Below are 23,131 nucleotides of genomic sequence, written 5' to 3' on the forward strand. Positions count from 1 at the left end.
AATTTAACTTTTGTTAAGGTGTGCAAACGTGTTCGTATTCAATTGCACCCAGACTTACCGCTCCATCCGCACCAGGCCTTGTTCCATTTCCGTTAAAACTATCTGTTAGGATATTGTTAGTGGATTTAGTAATCAAACAAGAAGTGGCGCTCGTTGGTGTGTAATTGGCCGGAGTTCCGAAGTTGGAAACAAAATTGGGATCTATATTTAGATTGTTCCCAAAGTTTGCCACTACACCGAGAGGAGAGACACATCCCGAAGTGGATGGAATTCCGCCGCCGCAAAGATCCGGATACAAAGTTGGAGGGAACGGGCCTTGCGCTACAAAGCTAGTACAGTTATGAAATACATTGTATTTAATCGCCGCTTGAACACCGGTTCCTGAATTAATAATACAGGCATTTCCTGCTGCATTATCGACCAGTAACATAACATTGTTTTGTATGTCGGCGCCACTGGATAAGGCTTTGATAAATATAGGAGCTTCTTTTCCCGCAATGGACGTGGATCCACTGCTTATCGTGTTATGATAGATCCTTAGACCTGAGAACATACCGATTAATTCAATTCCATAAGCATTTTGGTTACTGGTTCCATTTTGGATCCAATTGTTGGCAACTAAAGCATTGGAAGGGAGGTCCAAATTGATTCCTGAAGCAGAAGTCGATGTAGTAGCACCTGTAGCTGTTCCCGTCCGAATGTAATTGCCTGTGATCCGAGAGGTTGCACTAAGACCATTCACTTTAATCCCATATACGTTTGCTGATACTGTTGAAGTTGCATTTGCCCCATCTATGGAATTATTTTCTACAATAGCGGTCCCTCCACTTGACATATAAACACCTGTAGCGTTCGCAGAACTAACTGTACTAACCGCATTTCCAACATTGATGGCATTTCGTCGAACCACATGCCCGCCCGTTAGAAACAATCCATAAGAACCTAAAACTCCTTTGGTTGAGACAATGGTGTTTCCTTGTGTGGTAGAACCAATTTCAATGGCAGAGATCACTTGGATGCGTATCCCAATAGAATTACTTCCTTCACCAGCTTTTATAATATTTCCAGATAAAATTCCATTGGAACTTGTACTCGCCGTGGAACTTACCTCAAAAGCCACACTATCCGTAGTGGAAGCCAAATGCAGATCCTTACTGAGTATAATGTTCCCGGTGATATTGGAAACAGTCATAGTGGAGGTTCCAACAAATTGAACTCCTTTCGATTTCGCACCGCTTATGGAATTATCTCCTCCACCTGAAATTACATTGAGCAAAAGAACTGGGGAAATAGGAAAAGTAGAGGACATATACAAACCGATGGATTCACAGTTATTCAAAGAACATTTTCCTCCATCGACTAAATTTTTGACCAATAAAGGATTACTATTGATGGAACTAACACCATAAGAACCACTGATTCCCGTTCCCGCATCAATGGCATTATTTATCAGCCTCACCTTCGCAGTGGAATCCAATAACACACCTGCCATATAAGGAGCAATATTGGGTCCTGATTTAATGAAAAATCCAGAAACGGTTGTATCATTAACAATGGAGACATCTCCTACTAAGGCAGCACAAGGAGCTACTTGAGTAGAAGTGCTACAACTTGCAGGTGTTGCGATCATTAAAATTTGAGAACTATGAGAGTCTGGGTCCCAAGTTCCAAAGTTGGAGCCTACCACATAACCTCCATAAAGTGATACGCCGTTAGTAAGTTGAATTTTATCACCAATCACAGTCGAATCATACCACCCACCTTCCACAAGAACAGCACAGTCAAAAGTAGGACAACCTCCTAAATCATTGATTGCTTCTTGGATATTTCGTTTGGGACTAAAAGGTGTTAGACCATCAAAGGCATCGTTCCCGCTGGTTTGTGACACATAACGAATGGTAGATGGAACCAGATAAGGAATATTGACAGTGGTAGACAAAGAATATCCACTGTTACTAATACAATTCAATGTGAGTGTGCTATTACCATATACCCAGGAGTCCGTAGGTGCAGGGGAAACTGTAAGTGTGTCGTCTGTAATGGCGGTTGTAGAAAGTGCGAAAAGCACAGGAATCCCTAAGTTTGTATTGAGTCCTGTAGAACCTGTGCAACTTCCCGCATTGATGGCATCAGAAAATTGTAAACGAATGCTTTCTGTTGGTTGTAATACACCTCCAAGCGAAGGGTTTACATTTAACATACTAAAACAGTTGGCTGTAACAGTGATCGATGTAGTGACAACTCCCGTAGAAGAGGAAAGCGCACATTGGTGGTTTGTGGGTTGGGATGTTACTTGTAAGTTGTATGTATTGTTAATGACCACATCCGTAGGAAACATATGGGTTCCATTGGTTGCAATGGTTAGGATTTCTGAATTGTTGTTTCGTATGGCTAAAGTTCCAGAGGACATACCCACAACTTTCACTTCAATAGGAAATGCAGTTGATGTACAAGTGATGTTGATATTGGTTATATCTGCTCCTGCGATTACACCAACACCATTGGCAGTCACACAGTTTTGTACAGGATGATTTGGTTGGGTGGTAACGGAAACATTATAGGAGGTTCCATCCAAATAGGTTTGTGTAAAAGCAAACGTCCCAGAAGAAACAGCGACACTCCTTGTGGAACCATCGAACGAGTTGGTAAGGACAAGGCCTGTGACTCCATCGAGTCCTGTTATGGTACCAGATAGTGCATAACGTAAAGGATCACAATTGATTAAAATAGAATCTATATTTCCTTTTCCTACAACACCTGACCCTCCACTGACAGAACAAGTTTGTGTAGGGAGTGTAGGTTGTGTTTGGATCGATACATTAAAATTATTTCCAGAACTTAGGACTGTAGAAAAATCATATTTCCCATCGGCATTGATAGTGAGTGTTTCTGATCCTGAATTTAGATTTACGACAAGACCTGAACCAAGAAGTCCGGAAACAGTAAAAGAAATTTTAAACGGCCCTGATGGACCTGCACTTGTCAGACTTCTAAATTGTAAGAAGTCTGTGATGGATTGCAAAAATCCTTTAGAAAGACTGGGAATACAAGCTTGGAATAAAAAAATAGGGATTAAAATTATATTCCTAAAAAATTTAAAAGGCATTTGTCTGTTCTCTATTCTATACAACAATTGAGAGGTGCAAACATTGTCATTTTTTTTACGTCTAAAAGAAGAAAAGTCAGGGAGAATCCGTGGATTTTAGTTTCTCTTATTACATTGGTCTTGCCGGAATCATGGTTTTTACTATATCAGGTGCACTCTCTGCATTGGAACATAAGGACCACCATCATGATCTATTTAGTGTATTTTTTACTGGATTCATTACGGCCATTGGTGGCGGAACTTTAAGAGACATTACACTTGGAAATTATCCTGTATCTTGGGTAAGAGATGAAAATATTCTTTGGGCTATATTTGTTGGGTTTTTACTCGTAATACTTTTACCAAGGATCCTTACTAAATTGAAGAATGAGTTATTCCTTTTTGATACTTTAGGAATCGGAATTTATACAGTACTTGGAACAAGAATTGCTTTGGATCATGGAGTTAACTTTTTTGCATCAGCACTCCTCGGTATGATCTCTGCCATATTTGGTGGAGTCATTCGAGACACACTCATGAATGAAGTACCTTTTATTTTTAGAAAAGAAATTTATGCTACTGCTTGTTTAGCGGGATCAGTTTTATACATTTTCCTAAATATTTGGGACGTAAACTCGAATTGGAATTTAGTTATTTCCGCAAGTTTAGTGGTAGGAATTCGTGTTGTGGCGGTTCGTTATAATTTGGGGTTACCGAAGATTAAACTTTTTGAATAATTAGTACACAAACGTAGTAATATAAAGGATTAAATCTATTTTGTTTTTGGTACTTGTCGCAAGTTTTTTTGGTTTCGTAGTTTTATTGTTAAACGCTTGCAATGGAAAAATCTTTGGTTTGGATGGAATAGAAGTGTCGTTATAAAGAAATTGGTATTGGGGTTTCCCCGTAGGCACTGGTTCGTCACTTGAGGTTATATGGCAAGTCCCAAGGCTGTCACATTAGAATACAAACAAGAGTTAGGTCTTCATACTAATATTGATGATATTAATCATCCTATTTCTGAAAATTCACCTTTTCATTTTAAATTTTTCCAAATTACAGATGAAGTAGAAAATACTTTATATCAAGTTTTAGACCGATTTTTATTGCAGCTTGACCTAATTATAGTTAGAGACTCAGTTCTTGCGGCAATGAAAGAAACTGTGACAAACGCAATTAAAGCCAATGCAAAACGAGTTTTTTTTAAAAACCGCGCAAGTAACATTGAAAATGAAAAAGAATATGAAGCCGGAATCACCGAATTCAAAAGAACTTATCTCGAAAATCGTGAATTAATCGAAGATTCCCTGCAAAGAAATAACTTCGGAGTTTTTGTATCCTTTATACATAATAAGAGTCTGATGCGGATTCGAATCATGAATAATGTCCAACTCACTGCAGCTGAGTCGGCTAGAATCAAAGAAAGAATTGATAAGGCAAAGACATATAATGATTTAGCAGACGCATTTGTCGATATGTCCAGCGAACAAGAGGGTGCTGGTCTTGGACTTATCATGACTTTGATGATGTTGCGTAACGATGGTTTAGGTGATTCTGCCTTTAAGTTTGAATCTGGTGAAAACAAAACGGTTTTTATGATTGATATACCTTCAAAGGTATCTAAAGAGAATCAACAATTAGAAAAAATTGATCATATCGTTTCTCAAATCGATAATTTACCAACGTTTCCAAAGGCGATCAAAGACATCCAAGATGCCATTGACAAACCAAACTCAAGTATCGGAACTATTGCCGAAATGATCAAACGTGATATAGCATTATCGGCAAACATTTTAAAACTATCTAACTCGGCCGCATTTCGACGTGGGGGAAGAGTCGAAAGTTTGGACAGAGCCATTCAACTCATTGGGTTAAAAGAATTACAAACTTTGTTATATAGCCTTGGTACTAAACAAATGTTGGAGGATAAATTTCCTGCATTTGCGGCTATCTGGGAAAAATCGAATGAATCTGCATTTTACTGTAAAGCCATCGGTCAAAAGATGGGAATGAATAAAGCCGATTTGAGTAATTTGATTGCTGCTTCTTTGTTACATGATATTGGAGAAATTTTACTCTTATCATTTGACCAAAACCACATGTCAAAAATTAAAACATATTCAAATTCTAGAGAAATTGCATCTACCATTAGTTTAGAAGAATCTGCTATAGGAATTACACATTCAAAGTTAGGTGCTATGGTCGGTGAAAAATGGAATTTTCCTGTCCTTTATACAAAAGCAATGGAGTTTCATCATAGACCTCTTCTTGCTGGTGATGTATATGCGGACATTGTGTTCCCTATTTATTTAAGTGATATGATGATTGCCATTAATGCAAAAGAGGCAAAATCATCAGAAGTTCCAGCAGAAATTCTGAAAGTTTGTAAGTTTCAATCCAAGTCTGAATTTGATTCGTTCCGTACAAAAATCAGAGAACAATTTTTAACATACTAATCGTATTCAGTTAGTTCTATTTATATTTTTGCGATAAAGTTCATATCTCTTTTGGAATTCATGATACCTTGGGATCGAAACCGCCCTAACGTAAGATTGGTCTGGATGTTTTTGAATAAAGTTTTGATGGTATCCTTCAGCTTGATAAAATTCCTTTAATTCTTGGAATTCTGTTACCATAGGATTTTCCCAAATTTTATGGTCCTGAATTTCCTTTTGAATTTTTTTAGCTATTTTTAATTCTTCTTCAGAGGAATAAAACAAAATAGACCTGTAAGATGAACCTTCATCTGGACCTTGTTTGTTGAATGTCGTTGGGTCATGAGAAAGAAAAAAAATTCTACATAATTCTGCATAATCAACCTTAGTTGGATCATAATAAATGAGAACGGTTTCTGCGTGGCCTGTAGTTTCTGTATTGACTAAGTCATAGGTTGGATTTTTTGTATGGCCTCCCGAATATCCTGAAATGACATCTGCGACTCCTGGAATTGATTCAAAAATATGTTCGGAACACCAAAAACACCCTTCTGCAAAGGCTGCGATTTTTTGCCCTGATTTGGGTAGCAGAGAGATTTTTTGAACCTTGGTATCTTTATCTGAAAATAGATTACATTGGCCAAGGAGAAAGGCTGACACAAGGACCAATACGAGTAAACGCCAAACAGGAAATAAGAAATTTCTAAGGTTGATTGCAGATGCCATGTCCTTTAGATTGTTTTTCTAAAGGTTAGGGAAATAAAAATATTAAACAGTTTTCTCTAGGGAGGAGTTACGTCTTTTTCTTTGGGGTATGGTTCATCAAGGGAGCTTTGAGTATTTTCCATTCCCCCCCTACGATAAATGAAAATATTTCGAGAACCGGAAAAGTTTGCCATTGGTTTGTAAAAGTTCTGTTTAATGAAATATCCCAAAATCACGGCGGAAAGGGAAGCCTTATATACCCAAGTTTCAGTGTGACCACCGTAACCAAAAATATAAGAACCAGAAAGAACAAGACTTTGACTGGTGAACCAAACTGTGGTTCTATTGAGTAGAAACTTATACCAACCAATTTCTGTGACTTGGTTTCTGATACCTTGTAACAAAATTCCAACTACGGGAATGCGAAGTAATAGGCCCAAAAAACCAAAGACAACTATAAAAACTAAAACTAACCAAATTGAGGAGAAAAGTAGGTTCCACCAAAAAAGAAATTGAAGTGGTGAAACGAGGCTTGTTGGCCAAGAAAATTCGGACGAAAAAAAACGAATTAATATCCAGAAGAATGTGAGATAAAAACCGAACACGTGGAAATAGAAAATGGAACGAGAAGTTCCTGCAAGGAAAAATTATATTATTTCATTTTGGGAAAAATATCATTTTTAAGCCTACGATGACTGTAAATATACCAAAAAAACGAGATAAGGTAGTGGTATCAATTTTAGATGCGGCACTGGCTCCGAATATACTTCCTAATATAAAACCTACACTAATAAAAGCTGCGGCAAATACATTAGTTTCCCCTCTCGTGTAATAGATATAAGCTGCAACAATTCCAATCGGTGGAACCATCGCGGCAAGGGTTGTGCCTTGTGCCATTTTTTGGTTAAAATCAAAAAAATATACTAACGCAGGGACAAGTAGAATTCCCCCACCAATCCCAACTAACCCCCCAAGAAGACCTGCTCCAACACCTAACAATAAAAAGAGAATCCCAATATTCATAATACCTTCCCGCAGGCACGGTTTGCTGGCACTGCTTCATGAATTTTTTTTGGCTCAGGCAAGTTCAAGTTGTCCATAATCTCTATAAACTCTAAAAGAGATTTTCCGGCAATCCTTGGATTCCACTTTTTCTCTTCACCAATTGTAGTAGATAAAAAACCTTTGTAGTCATGCCCAGGTAACACAATTGTAGCATCTGGTAATGAAAAAAGTTTTTCAGTTATCGATTTGTATAGTGATTCTGCATTTCCACCTTGGAAATCGGTGCGACCACATCCTCTTACAAAAAGTGCATCTCCTGTAAAAAGGTATTTACCATTTAATAGGAGCGAAATGGAACAAGGAGTATGACCTGGTGTATGGATGACTTGGAATTTTAAGTTCCCAACAGTAAATACATCACCATCTTTCAGAAACTTAGAGGCACAATTTGCACCAGAATGTTCTGATGCGTAAGATTCACAATGTGTTATATCTCTTAACTCTCCTGCTGAAGTGATATGGTCTGCATGCATATGTGTATCAACAGTTAAGGAAAGTGTAAACCCGAGTTCTTTTAAATAATTTAAGTCTCTATCGATCCGTTCCAATACAGGATCAATTAATACGGACTGTTTTGATTCTAAGTCCAACAAAAGATAGGTCCATGTGCCGGATTCTAAGTCATAGAGTGGGCGAATTTCAATTTTATCTTTCTCGTCTGTAATCATAAAGAAGCGATCTCCTGTATTTTAGAATCCATTTGTTTCCAGTGACCGTCAGAAACGAATGATTTTTTTCGGGGTTAGAATTGACTTTAATACCATACCCCCTATGGTATATAGTTCGGTTGACGAAATATCTGGCAAGTAAAAAATTGGAAAAAAGGAGAAAGTATGAAATCTTTCCTGGTTTTAGGAATTGTAATTGGGTTCCTCTTTATATTCGTAAAAAAAATCCAATCAAAAGGAGACAAAGATATGGTTAAACAGTGGATAAAGGAAGGTGCAATCGTGATTGACGTTCGAACTAAATCGGAATACGCAGAAGGACATTTCTCAGGTGCCAAAAATATTCCGGTGGATGTACTTCCAGCCAATTTGAACCAATTAAAAGACAAACAAAGTAAAATTGTCGTATATTGTCGGTCTGGTGCGCGAAGTGAACGTGCAAGACAAATTTTACAAGCGAGTGGTTATTCCTCTGTCATCAACGCTGGTGGTCTAAGTGATATGCCTCAAGGTAATTAAACTACCAAAGGTATTTAAACTACACCGGTAGGGATGTTTGATTTATACCGGTGCAGTGAATAAAGATCTGATAACTTGTTTTGGTCTTCGTTCGAAAGTTCTAAAAACTCAGCTCCCATATGATACTTATGAAGACCAATTTCTTCTTTTCTGATGACTTTAATTTTTGCATTAATTTCTTGGTGCGATTCTGATTCACGAAGTTTCACATCGAAGGATTCGTTCAAAGTAATATCATCCTCTGTATCAAACGCAATTCCAGTAATAGAAATATTTTTTGAAATCGTTCTCAGAGTTTTGTCTGGTAATATAAAAAGTAGTTCCAGATTGGCATCGAAACGTAAACTACTTCGTTTTTCATCAGTATAAGCAACAATTTGGTTTTTACCTGAATACTTTGCGGTATAAAGAGCTCGGTCTGCAAGGTCATACATTTCTTCGCAGGTTTTTACTTTTTCTGGATAAGAAACGATTCCTCCACTGAGAGTCACCGATTTTCCGCTGAGTTTAATCGTCCGACAAGCATCCAAAAGTTTTTCGGAAGCAATCTTTGCCTGCTCTTCATTTGTCTGTGGGAAAATAATTGCAAATTCTTCACCACCAATTCTACAGGCAGTGTCTTCCATCCGCAAACAGGATGTAATTTGTTTCGCAACTTTTATTAAAATTTCATCACCCATCGTATGCCCATAGGTATCATTGATTTTTTTAAAATCATCAATGTCTATAATGAGGAGTGATAAGTTTTGGTTATATCTAGTTGATTGTTTAAATTCACGTACAAGTGCTTTTTCGAAATGTCTACGATTGTATAATCTAGTCAGTTCATCAACTAATATGAGTTTCTCGGTCTCAGAAAAAAGTTGTATTTCGATGATTTTTGGATTTTTTATTTTAGGATTGATGTTGGTGAAATAATCTACCAAGGCCACACTAAATCCTACGTCTCGTTTCATACATTGGGAAAGTTTAGTTTTATTTTCCAGAACTTCTTTCCAAATAGATACCGATTCAGTTTCAGAGATTTCAACCGAAGTGAGGACTTTTAAGATAGCGGAATAAATTTGTCCATCAGGAAGAGACTGGGTAGTAATTTCTTTGAACTTAGAAACCAGGACTTCAGGATGATTGGGATTTTCTTCTAAAATCCTCATCATGGTGTCTTCCAATCTTTCCCCAGGCATAGATTGATTGGATTTCAACATAACGATCCTGAGTGAATCAATTTATTTCCCACGATTACCCAAAATTCCAGAAAACCTGTCTCTTGTAAAGACAGGTTTTTGTTCCAAAACTCGGTTCAGTAAAAAGGGAAAACCCTTAGTTTGAAGTTAATTGTTTGGCCTGGGTGTGGATGGCGCTGATTTCTTCGTATAGGAGTTGGACTGAGTCGGCGAGTTTTTGTGTAGTTTCGTCGATTGTGCTGATGGCACGGTTGATTTCCTTACTACCCGTCATTTGTTCCTGGGCAATCACACCAATTTGTTCCGATAAGACATGTAATTCAGAAAAAGTGTCTCTGAGTTTAGCATTCAACTTTTCTTGTTCGGTGACATGACCTTCCAATCCCAAAATTTCACCTTCAATGCGAATTAACTCTTGGTTTTGGCTTTCTACTTGCGATTTCACTTCTTTGGAGTAACGAGTTCCCTCATTGATTTTTAGTCCTGCATCCTTCACAATTTTTGCAATGGTTCCTGCGTTTGATTGGGATCGTTCTGCAAGTTTTGCAACTTCTTGTGCAACTACTGCAAATCCGCGGCCATGTTCTCCAGCTCTTGCTGCTTCGATTGAAGCATTTAATGCTAGTAAGTTGGTCTGGTCTGCAATTTCTGACATCATTTGGTTGATCTCTTCCACTTTTGAAAAAGCTTGGTTGAGTTCTGAGTAAATTCCATTGAGTTCTTCAGAGGATGTTTTTACTTTTTTGCTAAAATCTGCAGATAAACTTACGTCTTTTGCAATTTGTGTGGTTTTTGTTTTTACACTAACACTGATATCCTGCAAAGATAAAAAGTTTTGATCAACAATTTTCACTCTCGCGACTTGGTCTTCTACTAAGTTTGCAGAACTAATAGCAGAGGATGAAAGTTCTTCAACCGAAGCTGAAATTTCTTCTACGGAAGCAGCTTGGTTTTGTGATTGGTTATGAAGTTCGTCCGACATCGATTGCAATGTTTCTACCGATGATGCAAGTGTATTTGCTGATTTTTCTAATTGGATTGATTTGTTAGAAATAAAATTTTGTTTTTCAAGGGTTTCTTTTAATTTAGTTTTTAAATCAGATTGCATTTCACGCATTAGCGCTACAACATAACGCAAACTAAAAATCACTCCGAAGTAAAAAATGATTTTTTGCACTTCTGTAGTGACTATGATATGATTTGCTCTTAACATATCTGGATAGGGTTTGGGAACGGTGGTAGCACCAAGGTTTAGTGATAAAAAAATTCCACCCAAATACAAAAAAGTAGATATTAAACCAATCGCTAAAACCAATTTTGTTTCGAATAGAAAACTAGAATAAATAGCAATGAATACAAAGATAATATAAAAAATCCCAGTGCTTATGGTATTACTTGCGTCTCCTTTGGTTGAGTTATTATAAATATCTAGATAGAAAAAACTTACGATAATGAGTAGATCGATAAAAATTATGATATTGGCCCACGTTTTTGTTATTTCTTTTCCCTTACGTAAATAACGTCCAGGTATGATTCCATTTAATAAAAAGATAAGGGAACCAATTAAATTGGGAATAAAACTTTTGGTGGCAAAGTTTGCGGCAACACCTAATAGAAAAACTGCACTCAGTCCGTACTTTGTGTACACAATGAGTGAAATTCCTTTGCGAAAGAGGGTTCTTTCAAATTGATTGATTTCGTTTGTTTCTACGGACATTTACTAGTCTCCTCATAAGGTAACCATTTTTCCGATCCAAGTCCTAATCGACTACCTGTCAGTTATACTGTTACGCGAACGATGTATTCTATGACGATTAAAAATCGATATTTATTTAAATACCGTAGTTGAACCGAATGTTTGTTTGTTTTTTATGAAGATTCTGAAATGACAGAGAGATTGAGTATCAATTTGGTTCTATCAAGGTTCTTTAGAAATAATTTCTTCCAAAGCCATACCTTCTAATATCTTTCCTCCACGTTCGTTTAAGTGAATCGCATCGGTTAGATAATGATATCCATTGGAGTCACCTATCTCGTTCCAGGAAGCAGATGTTGAATAGTATCTCAAGATCGTCCAGTACATGTCCCAAGTATTTTGGATGTATGGTTTACGAGTTTTAAGTTTTGCTTCCTCCAACCCTTTGGATAGAGTTTCATGTAACGGTTTATAAATTGCCTTCTCTTGGATTACAATGTTTTTAGTGAGTTCTGCAAACCTTTTGGATCGCTGAAAAGGAATTGAGTTTGGATCTTCTCCTAATATTGGCGGAGAAAAAACGATTAATTTTGCATTGGTATCTGTCTTTATTGTTTTAATGATTGTTCTTAAATGATTGCTAAAACTTTCTTCTGTAACAGGTTCTTTTAAACTCCAAAGACTTGCATAACGTTTGTATTCATCTGTAGATAGAGTTGCCTTTAAATCATTTGTACCTATAAGAAGGAAAACGATATCGGGTTTTAGTTCTTTCAGATCTTCTAATTGTTCCATTATTTGCAGAGTCAGACGGCTGTTAATCCCTTCATTGATAATTAGCGAATTGTTTAGAGAAGGGTGTTTAGCAATAGAGCCTACATAATCATAACTGACCCTGCCATGAGTGATACTATCTCCCAAAAAGACAATTTTTGGGGTTTTGTTTGAAGATTTAATGATTGTCGCTTTTAGATTGTTTGATGGCACTTTTGTGGCTTGGAAAATGACACAGGACTCAAATATAAAAAAAATAAAGATCCAAAGTTTTGATATGTGTTTCATGTACAATGAACCTACCAAGAATCTAAAAATGAAAAAGCCAAATTTGATATTTTAGATAAAAAAACTTTTGGTTGCAAAGCAATCCCTACTTAGATTTTTCCATTGCACAAATAGAAACTGTTACTTTTAATTCTGCAGTTTATGCAAAAAACTTTCTAACCAAGGCCTAAGATCTTGAAACTTTGGTTTTTCATGTTTAAGTAACAACCGAAAATAAAGTGTTCCATAGAGTATGTCCATACAAACATCAATATCTGAATCAGAGAGAAATCGGATTTGTTTTGTCTCTATGGCATGGTGGAAAAACTGTTTTGCCGCATTTCTTCTAGGTAGTAAATAGTTTTCTAAAATTGAATCTGCTAATTCAACATCCTGTTGCCCGGCTCCAATCAAAGTGGAAATCACTCTTCCAAATTTCCCTGAAAAAACTCCTGAAAGTGCATCCATTTGGTCAAGTATCGCTTTTGCAAAAGGGACTTCTTTTGGAAATTCTAAATAAGGTGAAATCATATGAGTGACCGTACTCATCGCTAAATGGGCTTTACTTGGCCAACGCCTATAGATCGTAGTTTTAGCAACACCCGTTTCCAAAACAATATCATCAATGGAAAAACCGTGATAACCTTTTTTTGCTAACATTTCATAAGTGGTTTTTAGGACCAAAGGTTCTAGATCTTCTGACCGGGGGCGGCCTGCCGTTTTTTGCGTTATTTTCTTTTTTGCAGCCATAAATCAAAATATTTTAAAAAATAGTTGACTGTCAAACATATTTCGATACGGATGGTATCGAAATAACGATACTAACAGTATCGTTATTGAAGGAGATTTGTATGAAACCAATTTTGGTATTAGTTACTTTGTTGTTTGGGAGTGTAGGTTTGTTCGCTAAATCCGCATCTCCCTCTGGGGAAAAGGTTTTGGAAACTTTTTTTAGTGAATTTGGAAAAGGGAATGTAGCAGGTGTTTTGAACACATTCCACCCGCAAACTACGATTACAGCTGTTCGTAACGAAAACCGATCAGATAACCAGTTGTATGGAACCTATACGGGAATTTCTGGGGCAGAGGAATTCTTGAAAAATATGGGAAGTCAATTAGATACTAAAAAATTCCAGGTCGATCAGATTGTAGGAAAAAAAGATTGGGTATTTGCTAGTGGTAGTTTTTTACACATTCTGAAACAGACAGGTAAACCCTTTGAAAGCGAATGGGCCCTTAAAGCACAAATCAAAGATGGTAAAATTTTTACTTACCATTTTTATGAGGATAGTGCTTCTTTTGTGGCAGCATCTAAAAAATAAAAATTCATAGTTATTTAATCTATTTGTATTAACTAACTTTGGGAAATTTCGAATCCATTAGTGAATAGGAATGTAAATATCAGTAATACGTTTTTCATCTCTAATCTCTAGTGGATTCAAATAACATTCCCAAGGTGGTTGATTTTTCAATTTCCAAGTAGTGGTAATCACATACTCGTTCAAAATCCAATGGTAAATTTGGGGTAAGTTTTGATAACAACCTTGGTAACGAATTTGTAAATATTTTCCTTCAGGTATTGTTTGGATTCCAAAACCTTCGGGAAGTGGTTTGGTTATAGAACCGATTGTGATTCCTATATCAAATCGGATTTTACCTTGTGGAGAAATGTCTGGATCATCTTGGCTAATTCCAATCCACTTATGATTCGAATATAATAAATTCCAATTTTTCATTAAAGATTGAATGGATAAGACTTCTTTACTTTTTGGCAGAGGCCCTGGAAGATCTTCATAACTCCCTATATGACGCACAAAAGCAATGTTAAATGCTTTTATCGTTTTGATTTGAAATCCAAATTTACTGATTCCCTCTGGTATCTTTTGGTGAATTTTATTGGAAGAATTTTTTTTCTTTTGAAATTGATTGCGAAACTCGGAAGGTGTGGAACCAATCACTCGTTTGAAGGCTTTAGAAAAAGATTCGTGAGAGGAAAATCCGGCCTCGATGGCAATTTCTAAAATAGGAAAGTTCGTTATTTTTAATTCATAAGCAGCTTTTTCTAGTCTTAATCTGCGAATGTATTCTTTTACATTTTCGCCTTGTAGAGATTTAAACAAACGATGGAAATGCCATTCACTATAACCTGTAAAAAAAGCAAGTTGGTTGAGACCAATTGTATTTTCAAGTTGGTTTTCCATTTTGTTCCAAACTGGATAGAGGTTGGGTATTTTTGGCAAGTGGGAACCTTTCTTAATAGAAGAAAGGTAAGAAAGGTTCCAGAATTTGTCGTCTCTATTTTAGTTAGGTCTACGCTCCTGTACAATATCAATGCCAATTCCATTGGGATCCACTAAAGTAAAATGGGTATCTCCCCATTCTTCTGTAGTCAGAGGAAGATCAATGGGAGCATTTTTTTGTTTCATGGTTTCAAATTCTTTTTTTATATCTGTCGATTCGAAAATAAACCAAACTCCTTTTCCTTGGTAAGAATTTTGAAAATATGATTTTCTCACCTGTGGTTGGTTAGGTTTCATGATTGCTAACTCTACTTCTGGTTTGTTCGGTAACGATAACAATACAAACCAATCGGATTCAAATTTTATTTGTAACCCTAACCATTTTTCATAAAATGTTTTTGTTTCGTTTAGTTTTTCAGTAATAATACCCGTTTGGATTTGTTGGAATGCCATGTTTTCTCCTTTCGATTTAACTTGAGTATAGAGGAAATAGAACTACTACATTGGACCGTTTTTGCTTTTTTTTAGGGCGCATCGCACAAGTGCGACCGGGCTCTACGCTTCAATCATTGCTTTGCAAAGGATTTACGCTGCGATCCCTTGCGCTTCTTTGTGGAGTCGAAAAAAATACATTTCTACAAAAGCTTTGATCACAAGAGTGATGATGGGACCAAATAGTGGAAATTTGATCATTAAAACAAGAACACCAAAGTAAAAAAATAAAAATCCAATGTAAAATGCAGGAGTGTATTCCCAAATATCAGATGGATTGTTTTCTATACCAACCATAGTCCTAAAAGCATTTGTCATTCGTTGGAATTGATTGTGTTTGGGAATTTCCGGAGTACCTAAAGCAACCCAAGCCCAAGAGTTTTTATAATTTTTATATGGTTTTGTTTTGAAAAATACAAAAATTTTTGGCAGATAGCGATAGAGAGTAAATAAAAAGATTCCCAAAATATAATATTGTTCTTTTGGTTCGAGAGAATTGTAGATGTTCAGAAAAATAAAGTTAACTTCTAATCCACCTGTAGTTGCTACACTGAGAAATAATTCAATCATCATATAAAAGAAAAAATTAAAACCAACTAGTAACATTATAATGCAGATCAATGCACTGAGTAGGATCGCAGCAAAAAATGGAACAAAGATAAAATAAAATATTTTCCCAATGATTGGTTCTGGGATGTTCAAATCTTGCAAACCCATTTCTTTACTTTGTTGGATTGCGGCATAAAATGCCGTTGTGATTAACCTAAGCATTCCATAGCCAAATACAAAATACAATTCGGGATAAAGAGCAATCATAATGTTTCGTGGTTCGGATGCAAAAATAAATAAACCAAGCAAAGGAGCAAGATCTGCTAAAAAATCCGACCACTCTCTTTTTGTCCAGGGGAGTAAACTAAGTAAAAAGTTTTGCATGGTGCACCGAAACTATAGAATCAATCTAATGATTTCAAATCAATTTTTTGCTTTTCTTTTTGTTTCTTAGTTAGGAAAAAAGTTGTGTAAAGTACGAATCTAATTTGTGAGAACAACAAAGATGAAAAATTTAAATTTTAAAAGAAAGATTGTGAATGTTTTATCTGTTTTGGTTTTGTATATGTTTTTGTTCTCTGGATGCCACAATGTCCAATCTTCATTCGAATCAACGGTTGAGTCTGATTTTAATAAACAACCGCTAGGTAAAGAAAAGATTCTGCGGATGGCTGATATAAAACATATGCCCTCAATTGTGCAAAAATATCTTTTATATACAGGTGTGATTGGGAAACCACAAGTACAGAATATACGAATTGTTTTTAAAGAATTGATGTATAAAAATTCCAAAGCACAACCTTTGGACTCTACTTCAGACCAATATAACTTTTTTAGATATCCATCTCGTCATTTTTTTATGAAGGCAAGTATGATGGGAATTCCTTTTCGAGTTTTGCATTCCTACTCAGATGAAAAGGCTACTATGTTGGTTCGAGTTGCTTCTTTGTTTAATGCCGTTGACTTGGCAGGCGAAAATCTTTCTGAAACAGAAACGGTAACACTGTTAAATGATCTTTGTTTGTTTGCTCCTTCAGCATTGATCCAAAAAAATATTAGTTGGGAAAAAAGAGATTCGTTATCAGTAAAAGTAAATTTTAAAAACAGGAAATACAATGTTTCTGCAATTCTTTTTTTTAATCAAAAAGGGGAACTTGTAGAATTTGTCTCAGAGGATCGTTCTGCATTACAAGATGATGGTAGTTTGCGAAAAGTCCGTTGGACCACTCCTGTCCGTGATTATAGAGAATTTCATGGCGTTAAGGTTCCTACGTATGGGGAAGCGATTTGGAATTATCCTGAAGGAGATTTTACTTACGGAAAATTCTTTTTACAAAAAATCGAATATAATCTAAAAAGTTTCAAAAAAGAATAGAATCTGATTTGAGAACTTGATTGGTTTGCTTTAAAAGGAATCATACTGATCAGAATCATACTGATTAGTTTTCCTTTCTCGTACAAATCCTTCCTAAAATTCGTGCAGTACGTTCTTCCTTAACGCAATTGTAACCAGATTGTTCTGAACGAACCAACAGAGAATTAAATAGATTTTTTTCTTCTTTATTGCTGTTGGTTTCTTTTCCAATGGTTAAAATCGTAAATTCCTTGGGAGATGTTTTTTTAAGGTTTGTTGAAAAATAATCCAACAAATTATCTCTCCGAATACAAATTACTTTTTTATCGATAAGTTCTAATCCAAATCCACCTGAAAGTAACTCGTTTGTTGTAACAAATAAACTTGAGTTGAAGGTTTTTAACTCTTTGCGTAATTTTTTTAGTTCAATGCTTGAAAAATAAAAAATCGCAATAATCAGAAAGGAAAATAAAAACATCCATGTATAAATTGGATACAATATCCATTTGTTTTTCTTTAACTCATTCATTTGTTCATTAAGTATGAAGGTAAGCGGAAATACGATGACTACTAAATATCTTCCTGTCAGTGTAATTCCATCGTTAGGAGATGTTAAACCTGCAATGAGAAGATATAAGATTACAATAAGCAGGTGGAATAAAAGATTTAAATTCGTGGCAATTTGGGTTTTACGTAATTTTAGGATACTGTAAATAAAAATGGGACTTTGAAGAAAAAAACCTAAAGACCAACCATTGGGTCTTGGAAAGGTAAATGCCATGGATAGAAAAATTTTTAATTGATCATAGATAGTTCTATCCGAGTTTCCAAAATTCGTAAGATGTCTTGTTCCTAATGGATGTGAATAACTATATGTGTTCCAGAGTAGGAATAAAGATAAGATAACGGCAAATAAAAGATACCTAACAGGATGAACGCTTTTTAAGATCTTTTCTTTTTTAATAAAAATATGTATGAAACCAATTGCGATTTGTATGGAAATAAAAAATAATACACCTTCCAATCTAAACCATAAAGAAATTCCTAAAAATAAATTCCCTAAAATCCAATCCTCTTTTTTGTCCGTCAAAAATGCTTTCATTAAAAAGATATAGCCATAACCTGTAAGAAGGATGAACGGGCCATTTTCAGAAAAATCGATTAACAAGGGAAAAACGACCGTTCCTAAAGATACAAGAATGAGAGTGGTGAATTGAATCGAATTTTTGGTAAGGAGTCTTAAAAAAACAAATAAAAATATAATATTAAAATAGGGAAGAATGGGAAAAGGTAAAAATCCTAACAAGGAATAGAGGAAGGTGAGTGCGATAGGATATTGTCCAATCAATCTATGATTATTTAAAAAAACGAATCCTTCGTTGAATGGGCTTAAAAGAAAATCTGGGTCCATATCTTTGGCTGGATAAAGAATGCTTTCGGTTGCCCATCCTTGTTTCCAAAGAGACATGGTTTGGATCATTTTCACCAAAGGATCGGAAAGAAAGTAACTATCGACTCGAATCAACAATTGGATGAGAAGTAATAGTAAAGAAATTGCAACGGTAAGGATTACCATATTTCCAAGTCGTTTTAGCATTTTTCTTTTATTTCGAATGTTTGTTAGGTTGGCAAATAGAAAATTAGACCCAGGTTGAAAAAGGGAGTTTTCAAGTCAGAAAGTTAAGTATTGTTGATACGTTTGTTTACCGGAGGCTAACAATGAACGCCGAATGATTGCAGGGATCCTATGTTTGCTTACCAAAATAGACTATCAGATTTTTTTTGTGAAATTTTCCTTGCGGCGTTCACTAGGCCCACATGGCTATAGGTCTGGGGGAAATTTCCCCATTGGTTTCCCGATTTAGATTCAATATCTTCGCTAAAGAGCCCAAGATGATTTGCATGTTCACAGACAAAATCAAAAAGTTTCATAGCTTCTTCTAGCCTGCTCATGCAAGCTAGAGCTTCAATATACCAAAATGTACAAACTAAAAAAGTTGTTTCTGGTTTGCCAAAGTCATCTTGGTGAAGGTATCTGTACATAAAACCGTTTTCGGTTTTTAATGTTTTTTCGATGGCTGCGATATGAGATTTTGCCTTTTCTGACTTTGGATCTAAATATCCTAGGGTAATGAGTTGTAATAAACTGGCATCTAAATCTTTTTTCCCTTGGGCTTGCGTGTAACAGCCGAGTTTATCATCGTAACATTTTTCAATATTTGTCGCAGCTTGTTCCATTAGGATTTCAGATTTTTCGATTAAATCAGGTCTCCCTAATTTTAGAGCAATTTCTTTAGCGGCTTTTGCTCCTATCCAATGAAATAAATACGTATAACAATGTTTTTGCGAAAAATTTCGGAATTCCCAAAGTCCTGCGTCAGGTTCCTCCATTGTTAATTCAATCTGTTCTAATATATTTTTAACTAATCCAAGATTATGAAATCGGTTTTTTTCTGGAATACGTTCATCTAAATATAAAGGTAAAAGTGACAATAAAATTTGTCCATAAGCATCATTTTGTTTATGTGTATAAGCCGAATTTCCAATTCTTACTGGTTTATTACTCAAATAACCTTCTAATTCTAAGATTTTTTCTTCTAAAAAGTTTTCTCCGAAAATACTGTATAGTGGTTGGTATCTTCCTTCTGCTGTAGGTGTTAAATTGCTAATGTATTGAGAATACATTTCTAATTCTTCAAACTGACCTAAGTTGGTGAGAGCTAATAATGTATAAAATCCATCACGTAACCAACAAAAACGGTAATCCCAATTTCTGCCGGCCAAGGGTGCTTCCGGTAAACTGGTAGTGGAGGAGGCAATGATCGCTCCTGTTTCTTGGAATTGATGAAGTTTTAAACAAAGAGCTGAACGAATTTGTTGTTTTTGTGCGAAAATAGGAATGGAACAATGTTTTACCCAATTTTGCCAGTAGTGTTTTGTTTTTTTGAATTCTGATTCAATATATTCACCTAACAATATATCTGTGGGAATTGATTCAAATAACGCCAAGTAGATGTTTTGGTTTAATAAAAAATAGTTTTCTTTTAGAATTTGATTGAGAGATACATTGGATGTGAGATGTAATTGAAAATCGTTTGTTTGGTATAAGATTCCCTCTGAATTCACTCTAGGTTTTAAATATTCTTTCCCATAGCTGTAGGTTAGGTTTAATTGGAATTTTACCTTTACATCGCCCGTAATTGGAATGATTTTTCTGTATAAATTTCGTTTGCTGTGAAGGATTCCATTTTGATAATATCTAGGCGCAAAGTCGAGGACGGCAAACGATCCAGTTTCTATGACAATTTCGGTTCTTAAAATATTCGTATTTTCTAAATAAACTTGTGAGGTAGAAATGATATTCGAATCAGGGAGTATCGAAAAATGTCCGCAATTTTTGTCCAATAAGGAACCGAATATAGGAGAACTATCAAAGTTCGGCCAACAGAGCCAAACTATTTCCGCTTTTGTGTTAATATGAGCGATATAACTTCCGTTACCGATAATTCCAGAATTGTATTTATGATTTTTCATTTGTATTCCTTGTTAAGTGGGAAATTAAATTGTGAATCCAAATTTGAACTTCTGCAGGTTGATTGAATCTGTATTTGGCAATGGTTTCCGATTTCCCAATTTTCACCGAAATTGCTGAGTCGGGTAACTCGCGGAACATATCTTCATCGGTTGTGTCATCACCAAAAACGTAAACGTATAACTCTGCATTGGGTAAGATTTGTTTTGCGGCTTTTCCTTTGCCAGTTCCATACTCTCTGACCTCGATGATTTTGTTTCCTCTTTGAACAAAGAAACCTGTATTGGAAGATATTTGAGATAACTCATCTAACATTTCTCTTGCTGCATTTAAACCTATATCGGGATCTGCATTTCGGAAATGCCATACAAGAGAGAATTCCTTTTCTTCAGTGAAGGATCCAGGAACTCTTTTTGTAAATTCATCTAAATGGCTTTTGATTTGTTCTTTCCAATCTAAATTGGAAGTAAAAAGAGAGTTCCACTTTTCTCCATAAGGTGCCCTATGCCATGCTCCATGTTCTGCTACTAGGTGAATTGGCAGAGTTTGGAAATGTGTTTCTAAAAATTTTCTATCCCTACCGCTGATGATGGCAAGTGAGATGGTTGGTATTTTTAGTAAGGTTTCGAGAGATTCCAATAATTCTTTTTTAGGTACGGCTAAGTGTGGAAGGGATTCGAAGGGTACAAGAGTCCCGTCGTAATCAAATATAATAAAAATTGGATGATTGTTATTTGGTAGTAGAAGTTGCGAAGAAGGTGGAATTGATTTTGTCTGAAAGGTTAAATTTTTCTTTGCATGTTCTTCGGTATCAGTAAAAATTTTTTTAGCCCATTCCATTACTGAATTTTCAGATAAACGGTTGATCATGATTTGGTTTCGAAAGTGGATTTCTTTCTCTTCCATTTCAATGGCTTCTCGAATTGCAATTGCCATCCCGTTAAGGTCATTGGGATTTACTAAGATTGCTTCTGGAAGTTCTGCCGAAGCACCGGCCATCTCACTTAGAACCAACATACCGCAGTTTTGTGAAACTAAAAATTCTTTGGCTACTAGGTTCATTCCATCGCGGAAAGGTGTTACTAACATAACATGTGTGTTTTTGTATAAAGGGACTAATTCTTCGAAAGGGAAACCTTTGTATTGGTATAAAATGGGTGTCCAATCTAAGGTACCGAAGGATCCATTGATGGCTCCCACCTTTTCGTCGATGGCTTTTTTCATTGATTGGTATGAGGAAACATCTGTCCTCGAAGGTACTAATACTAGGACAAATTTACATTTTTTTAGCCAATTAGGATTCTGTTTTAAAAAAAGTTCAAAAGCATTTAATCTTTGTAATACGCCTTTTGTATAATCTAGTCTATCGACTGATAGAATTTGTTTTAAATTTTTGTGGTTTTTGTTGATTTCGTTGGCGATGGTATCACATTCTTTTGAATTTGAATATTGGATAAAGTTTTCAACGTTGATACCCATTGGGTATGCGCCAGTTTTTGTTAGGTGATTTTTATAGTAAATAATTCCACGTTCATTTTCTATTCCTAAACATCTTAATAAAGATCTAAGAAAATATTGTGTATAACTTTGGGTATGAAATCCAATGAGATCGGCGCCTAAAACTCCAGTAAGAATTTTTGTCCGAAACCGTTCTGGCAACAAACGGAAAATTTCAAATGTGGGGAAGGGGATGTGTAGGAAAAAAGAAAGTGTTATGTTTGGGAATAAATTCCTTAATATTCCAGGCAGTAAAAATAAATGATAATCATGGACCCATACCCAGTCTCCAGGTTCATAAATGGTTTCTACAGTTTTTGCAAATTCATAGTTTGCTTCTTCGTATGAATCGAATGTGGTGTCTGAATATTCGCAATGGGCTGTAAAATAATGAAATAGGGGCCAAAGAGTTTTGTTGCAAAACCCATTGTAAAAAGAATCAGCTAACTTTTGTTTAAGAAAAACAGGAATTGTCCCATGTTCTTCCCTCATTTTTTTAGCGTATGACTTTTGTTCTTTTTCGGGAATGGACTTTCCGGGCCAGCCCACCCAAACCACTTCATTCCCTAATGATTTCCAGTGAGAAAGAAAACTGGAAAGTCCTGTTGCAAGACCTCCCACATTGGGAGTCCCATCCCACTGGACTGGCAACCTGTTGGATACGAGGATCAGTCTCATGTTTATAATGGGATCAGAAGAATCAGATATGGCAAGGGGTTTCTTTAAAAAAAAAGATAACTTATCTTCTCTTTGCTTTTTAAATACATAAACGTATTAGACTATTTGAGAATGTAAATGGTTTAAAAAAAATATATAATGCAATCGGAAGCGTTGAACAAAATTATTCACGGAGTCTGATATGAATACTTACTTAGTAAAATGCAACAATACTTCTGTTATATGGTGTTTCACTTCACTCTCTTTACCTATAACGAGTGGTTGGTAAGGCAATGCCTGCGTGTTCCCCGAATTTAATCTTTTCTTTTCTTTCATTATCCTGCGCCCCGGATCGACGGAGCGCCCTCGCCGACGGAGAGCCGGAAATGTGCGCCCCAAAATCTTTTTTATA

The 23,131-nt window shown here is 35.8% G+C and carries 20 protein-coding genes; 5 read left to right on the forward strand and 15 right to left on the reverse strand.

Going from position 1 to position 23,131, the window contains the following annotated elements; translation table 11 throughout:
• Positions 1-13: 13 nt before the first annotated feature.
• Positions 14-3,106: a hypothetical protein gene (locus tag EHR07_RS15315; RefSeq protein WP_135745854.1), complete on the reverse strand. Its 3,093-nt coding sequence runs from the start codon at positions 3,104-3,106 to the stop codon at positions 14-16.
• 89 nt (positions 3,107-3,195) lie between these two features.
• On the opposite strand from EHR07_RS15315, the gene EHR07_RS15320 reads away from it, so the two are divergent.
• Together EHR07_RS15320 and EHR07_RS15325 are read left to right on the forward strand one after the other, a co-directional pair.
• Positions 3,196-3,822 carry a trimeric intracellular cation channel family protein gene (locus tag EHR07_RS15320; protein ID WP_135745855.1) on the forward strand — a complete coding sequence of 209 codons (627 nt, stop codon included), beginning with the start codon at positions 3,196-3,198 and terminating at the stop codon, positions 3,820-3,822.
• 198 nt (positions 3,823-4,020) lie between these two features.
• Positions 4,021-5,541, forward strand: a complete 1,521-nt coding sequence (locus EHR07_RS15325; RefSeq protein ID WP_135745856.1) for an HDOD domain-containing protein — start codon at positions 4,021-4,023, stop codon at positions 5,539-5,541.
• A 6-nt stretch (positions 5,542-5,547) separates the two neighbouring features.
• On the opposite strand, the gene msrA is transcribed toward EHR07_RS15325, so the two are convergent.
• The 4 genes from msrA to EHR07_RS15345 all read right to left on the reverse strand — a co-directional run bounded on the left by msrA (position 5,548) and on the right by EHR07_RS15345 (position 7,958).
• The gene (gene msrA, locus EHR07_RS15330; RefSeq protein WP_135745857.1) at positions 5,548-6,246 is read right to left on the reverse strand and encodes a peptide-methionine (S)-S-oxide reductase MsrA; all 699 of its coding nucleotides are present in this window, start codon (positions 6,244-6,246) and stop codon (positions 5,548-5,550) included.
• 56 nt (positions 6,247-6,302) lie between these two features.
• Positions 6,303-6,665, reverse strand: a complete 363-nt coding sequence (locus EHR07_RS15335) for a hypothetical protein (protein WP_244288957.1) — start codon at positions 6,663-6,665, stop codon at positions 6,303-6,305.
• Between the two features lie 217 nt (positions 6,666-6,882).
• A complete protein-coding gene (locus tag EHR07_RS15340) occupies positions 6,883-7,248 on the reverse strand; it encodes a sulfite exporter TauE/SafE family protein (protein ID WP_135745859.1) in 366 nt (121 codons plus the stop codon).
• The gene (locus tag EHR07_RS15345) at positions 7,245-7,958 is read right to left on the reverse strand and encodes an MBL fold metallo-hydrolase (RefSeq protein ID WP_135745860.1); all 714 of its coding nucleotides are present in this window, start codon (positions 7,956-7,958) and stop codon (positions 7,245-7,247) included. Before EHR07_RS15345 ends, EHR07_RS15340 begins: the two co-directional genes overlap by 4 nt.
• A gap of 165 nt (positions 7,959-8,123) precedes the next feature.
• On the opposite strand from EHR07_RS15345, the gene EHR07_RS15350 reads away from it, so the two are divergent.
• Entirely contained in the window at positions 8,124-8,477 is a 354-nt protein-coding gene (locus tag EHR07_RS15350; protein ID WP_135745861.1) for a rhodanese-like domain-containing protein, read from the forward strand.
• 14 nt (positions 8,478-8,491) lie between these two features.
• Here EHR07_RS15350 and EHR07_RS15355 read toward each other — a convergent pair whose 3' ends face one another.
• The 4 genes from EHR07_RS15355 to EHR07_RS15370 all read right to left on the reverse strand — a co-directional run bounded on the left by EHR07_RS15355 (position 8,492) and on the right by EHR07_RS15370 (position 13,148).
• On the reverse strand, positions 8,492-9,682 hold the full coding sequence (locus EHR07_RS15355; protein WP_135745862.1) for a diguanylate cyclase: 1,191 nt from the start codon (positions 9,680-9,682) through the stop codon (positions 8,492-8,494).
• 115 nt (positions 9,683-9,797) lie between these two features.
• A complete protein-coding gene (locus EHR07_RS15360) occupies positions 9,798-11,378 on the reverse strand; it encodes a methyl-accepting chemotaxis protein (RefSeq protein ID WP_135745863.1) in 1,581 nt (526 codons plus the stop codon).
• A 201-nt stretch (positions 11,379-11,579) separates the two neighbouring features.
• Positions 11,580-12,419, reverse strand: a complete 840-nt coding sequence (locus tag EHR07_RS15365; protein ID WP_135745864.1) for an SGNH/GDSL hydrolase family protein — start codon at positions 12,417-12,419, stop codon at positions 11,580-11,582.
• 126 nt (positions 12,420-12,545) lie between these two features.
• On the reverse strand, positions 12,546-13,148 hold the full coding sequence (locus EHR07_RS15370) for a TetR/AcrR family transcriptional regulator (RefSeq protein WP_135745865.1): 603 nt from the start codon (positions 13,146-13,148) through the stop codon (positions 12,546-12,548).
• A gap of 101 nt (positions 13,149-13,249) precedes the next feature.
• Here EHR07_RS15370 and EHR07_RS15375 point away from each other — a divergent pair, with 101 nt between their 5' ends.
• The gene (locus tag EHR07_RS15375) at positions 13,250-13,720 is read left to right on the forward strand and encodes a nuclear transport factor 2 family protein (RefSeq protein ID WP_135745866.1); all 471 of its coding nucleotides are present in this window, start codon (positions 13,250-13,252) and stop codon (positions 13,718-13,720) included.
• Between the two features lie 57 nt (positions 13,721-13,777).
• Here EHR07_RS15375 and EHR07_RS15380 read toward each other — a convergent pair whose 3' ends face one another.
• From EHR07_RS15380 to EHR07_RS15390, 3 genes are all read right to left on the reverse strand, one after another.
• Complete coding sequence (locus tag EHR07_RS15380) at positions 13,778-14,599, reverse strand: AraC family transcriptional regulator (protein WP_135745867.1); 822 nt, start codon at positions 14,597-14,599, stop codon at positions 13,778-13,780.
• 99 nt (positions 14,600-14,698) lie between these two features.
• On the reverse strand, positions 14,699-15,091 hold the full coding sequence (locus EHR07_RS15385; RefSeq protein WP_135745868.1) for a VOC family protein: 393 nt from the start codon (positions 15,089-15,091) through the stop codon (positions 14,699-14,701).
• A gap of 132 nt (positions 15,092-15,223) precedes the next feature.
• The gene (locus EHR07_RS15390; protein ID WP_135745869.1) at positions 15,224-16,063 is read right to left on the reverse strand and encodes a hypothetical protein; all 840 of its coding nucleotides are present in this window, start codon (positions 16,061-16,063) and stop codon (positions 15,224-15,226) included.
• Between the two features lie 121 nt (positions 16,064-16,184).
• Between EHR07_RS15390 and EHR07_RS15395 the strand changes: the two genes are divergently transcribed.
• On the forward strand, positions 16,185-17,054 hold the full coding sequence (locus EHR07_RS15395; protein ID WP_135745870.1) for a DUF6544 family protein: 870 nt from the start codon (positions 16,185-16,187) through the stop codon (positions 17,052-17,054).
• Positions 17,055-17,118: 64 nt separating this feature from the next.
• On the opposite strand, the gene EHR07_RS15400 is transcribed toward EHR07_RS15395, so the two are convergent.
• The 3 genes from EHR07_RS15400 to EHR07_RS15410 form a co-directional block, all read right to left on the reverse strand.
• Positions 17,119-18,630: an LA_3751/LA_3752 family putative glycosyltransferase gene (locus EHR07_RS15400; protein WP_135745871.1), complete on the reverse strand. Its 1,512-nt coding sequence runs from the start codon at positions 18,628-18,630 to the stop codon at positions 17,119-17,121.
• 158 nt (positions 18,631-18,788) lie between these two features.
• Positions 18,789-20,567: a glycoside hydrolase family 15 protein gene (locus tag EHR07_RS15405; protein ID WP_135745872.1), complete on the reverse strand. Its 1,779-nt coding sequence runs from the start codon at positions 20,565-20,567 to the stop codon at positions 18,789-18,791.
• Positions 20,554-22,740, reverse strand: a complete 2,187-nt coding sequence (locus tag EHR07_RS15410; protein WP_135745873.1) for a bifunctional alpha,alpha-trehalose-phosphate synthase (UDP-forming)/trehalose-phosphatase — start codon at positions 22,738-22,740, stop codon at positions 20,554-20,556. Before EHR07_RS15410 ends, EHR07_RS15405 begins: the two co-directional genes overlap by 14 nt.
• Positions 22,741-23,131: the final 391 nt, after the last annotated feature.

This window comes from Leptospira bandrabouensis (assembly GCF_004770905.1).
GTDB lineage: Bacteria > Spirochaetota > Leptospiria > Leptospirales > Leptospiraceae > Leptospira_A > Leptospira_A bandrabouensis.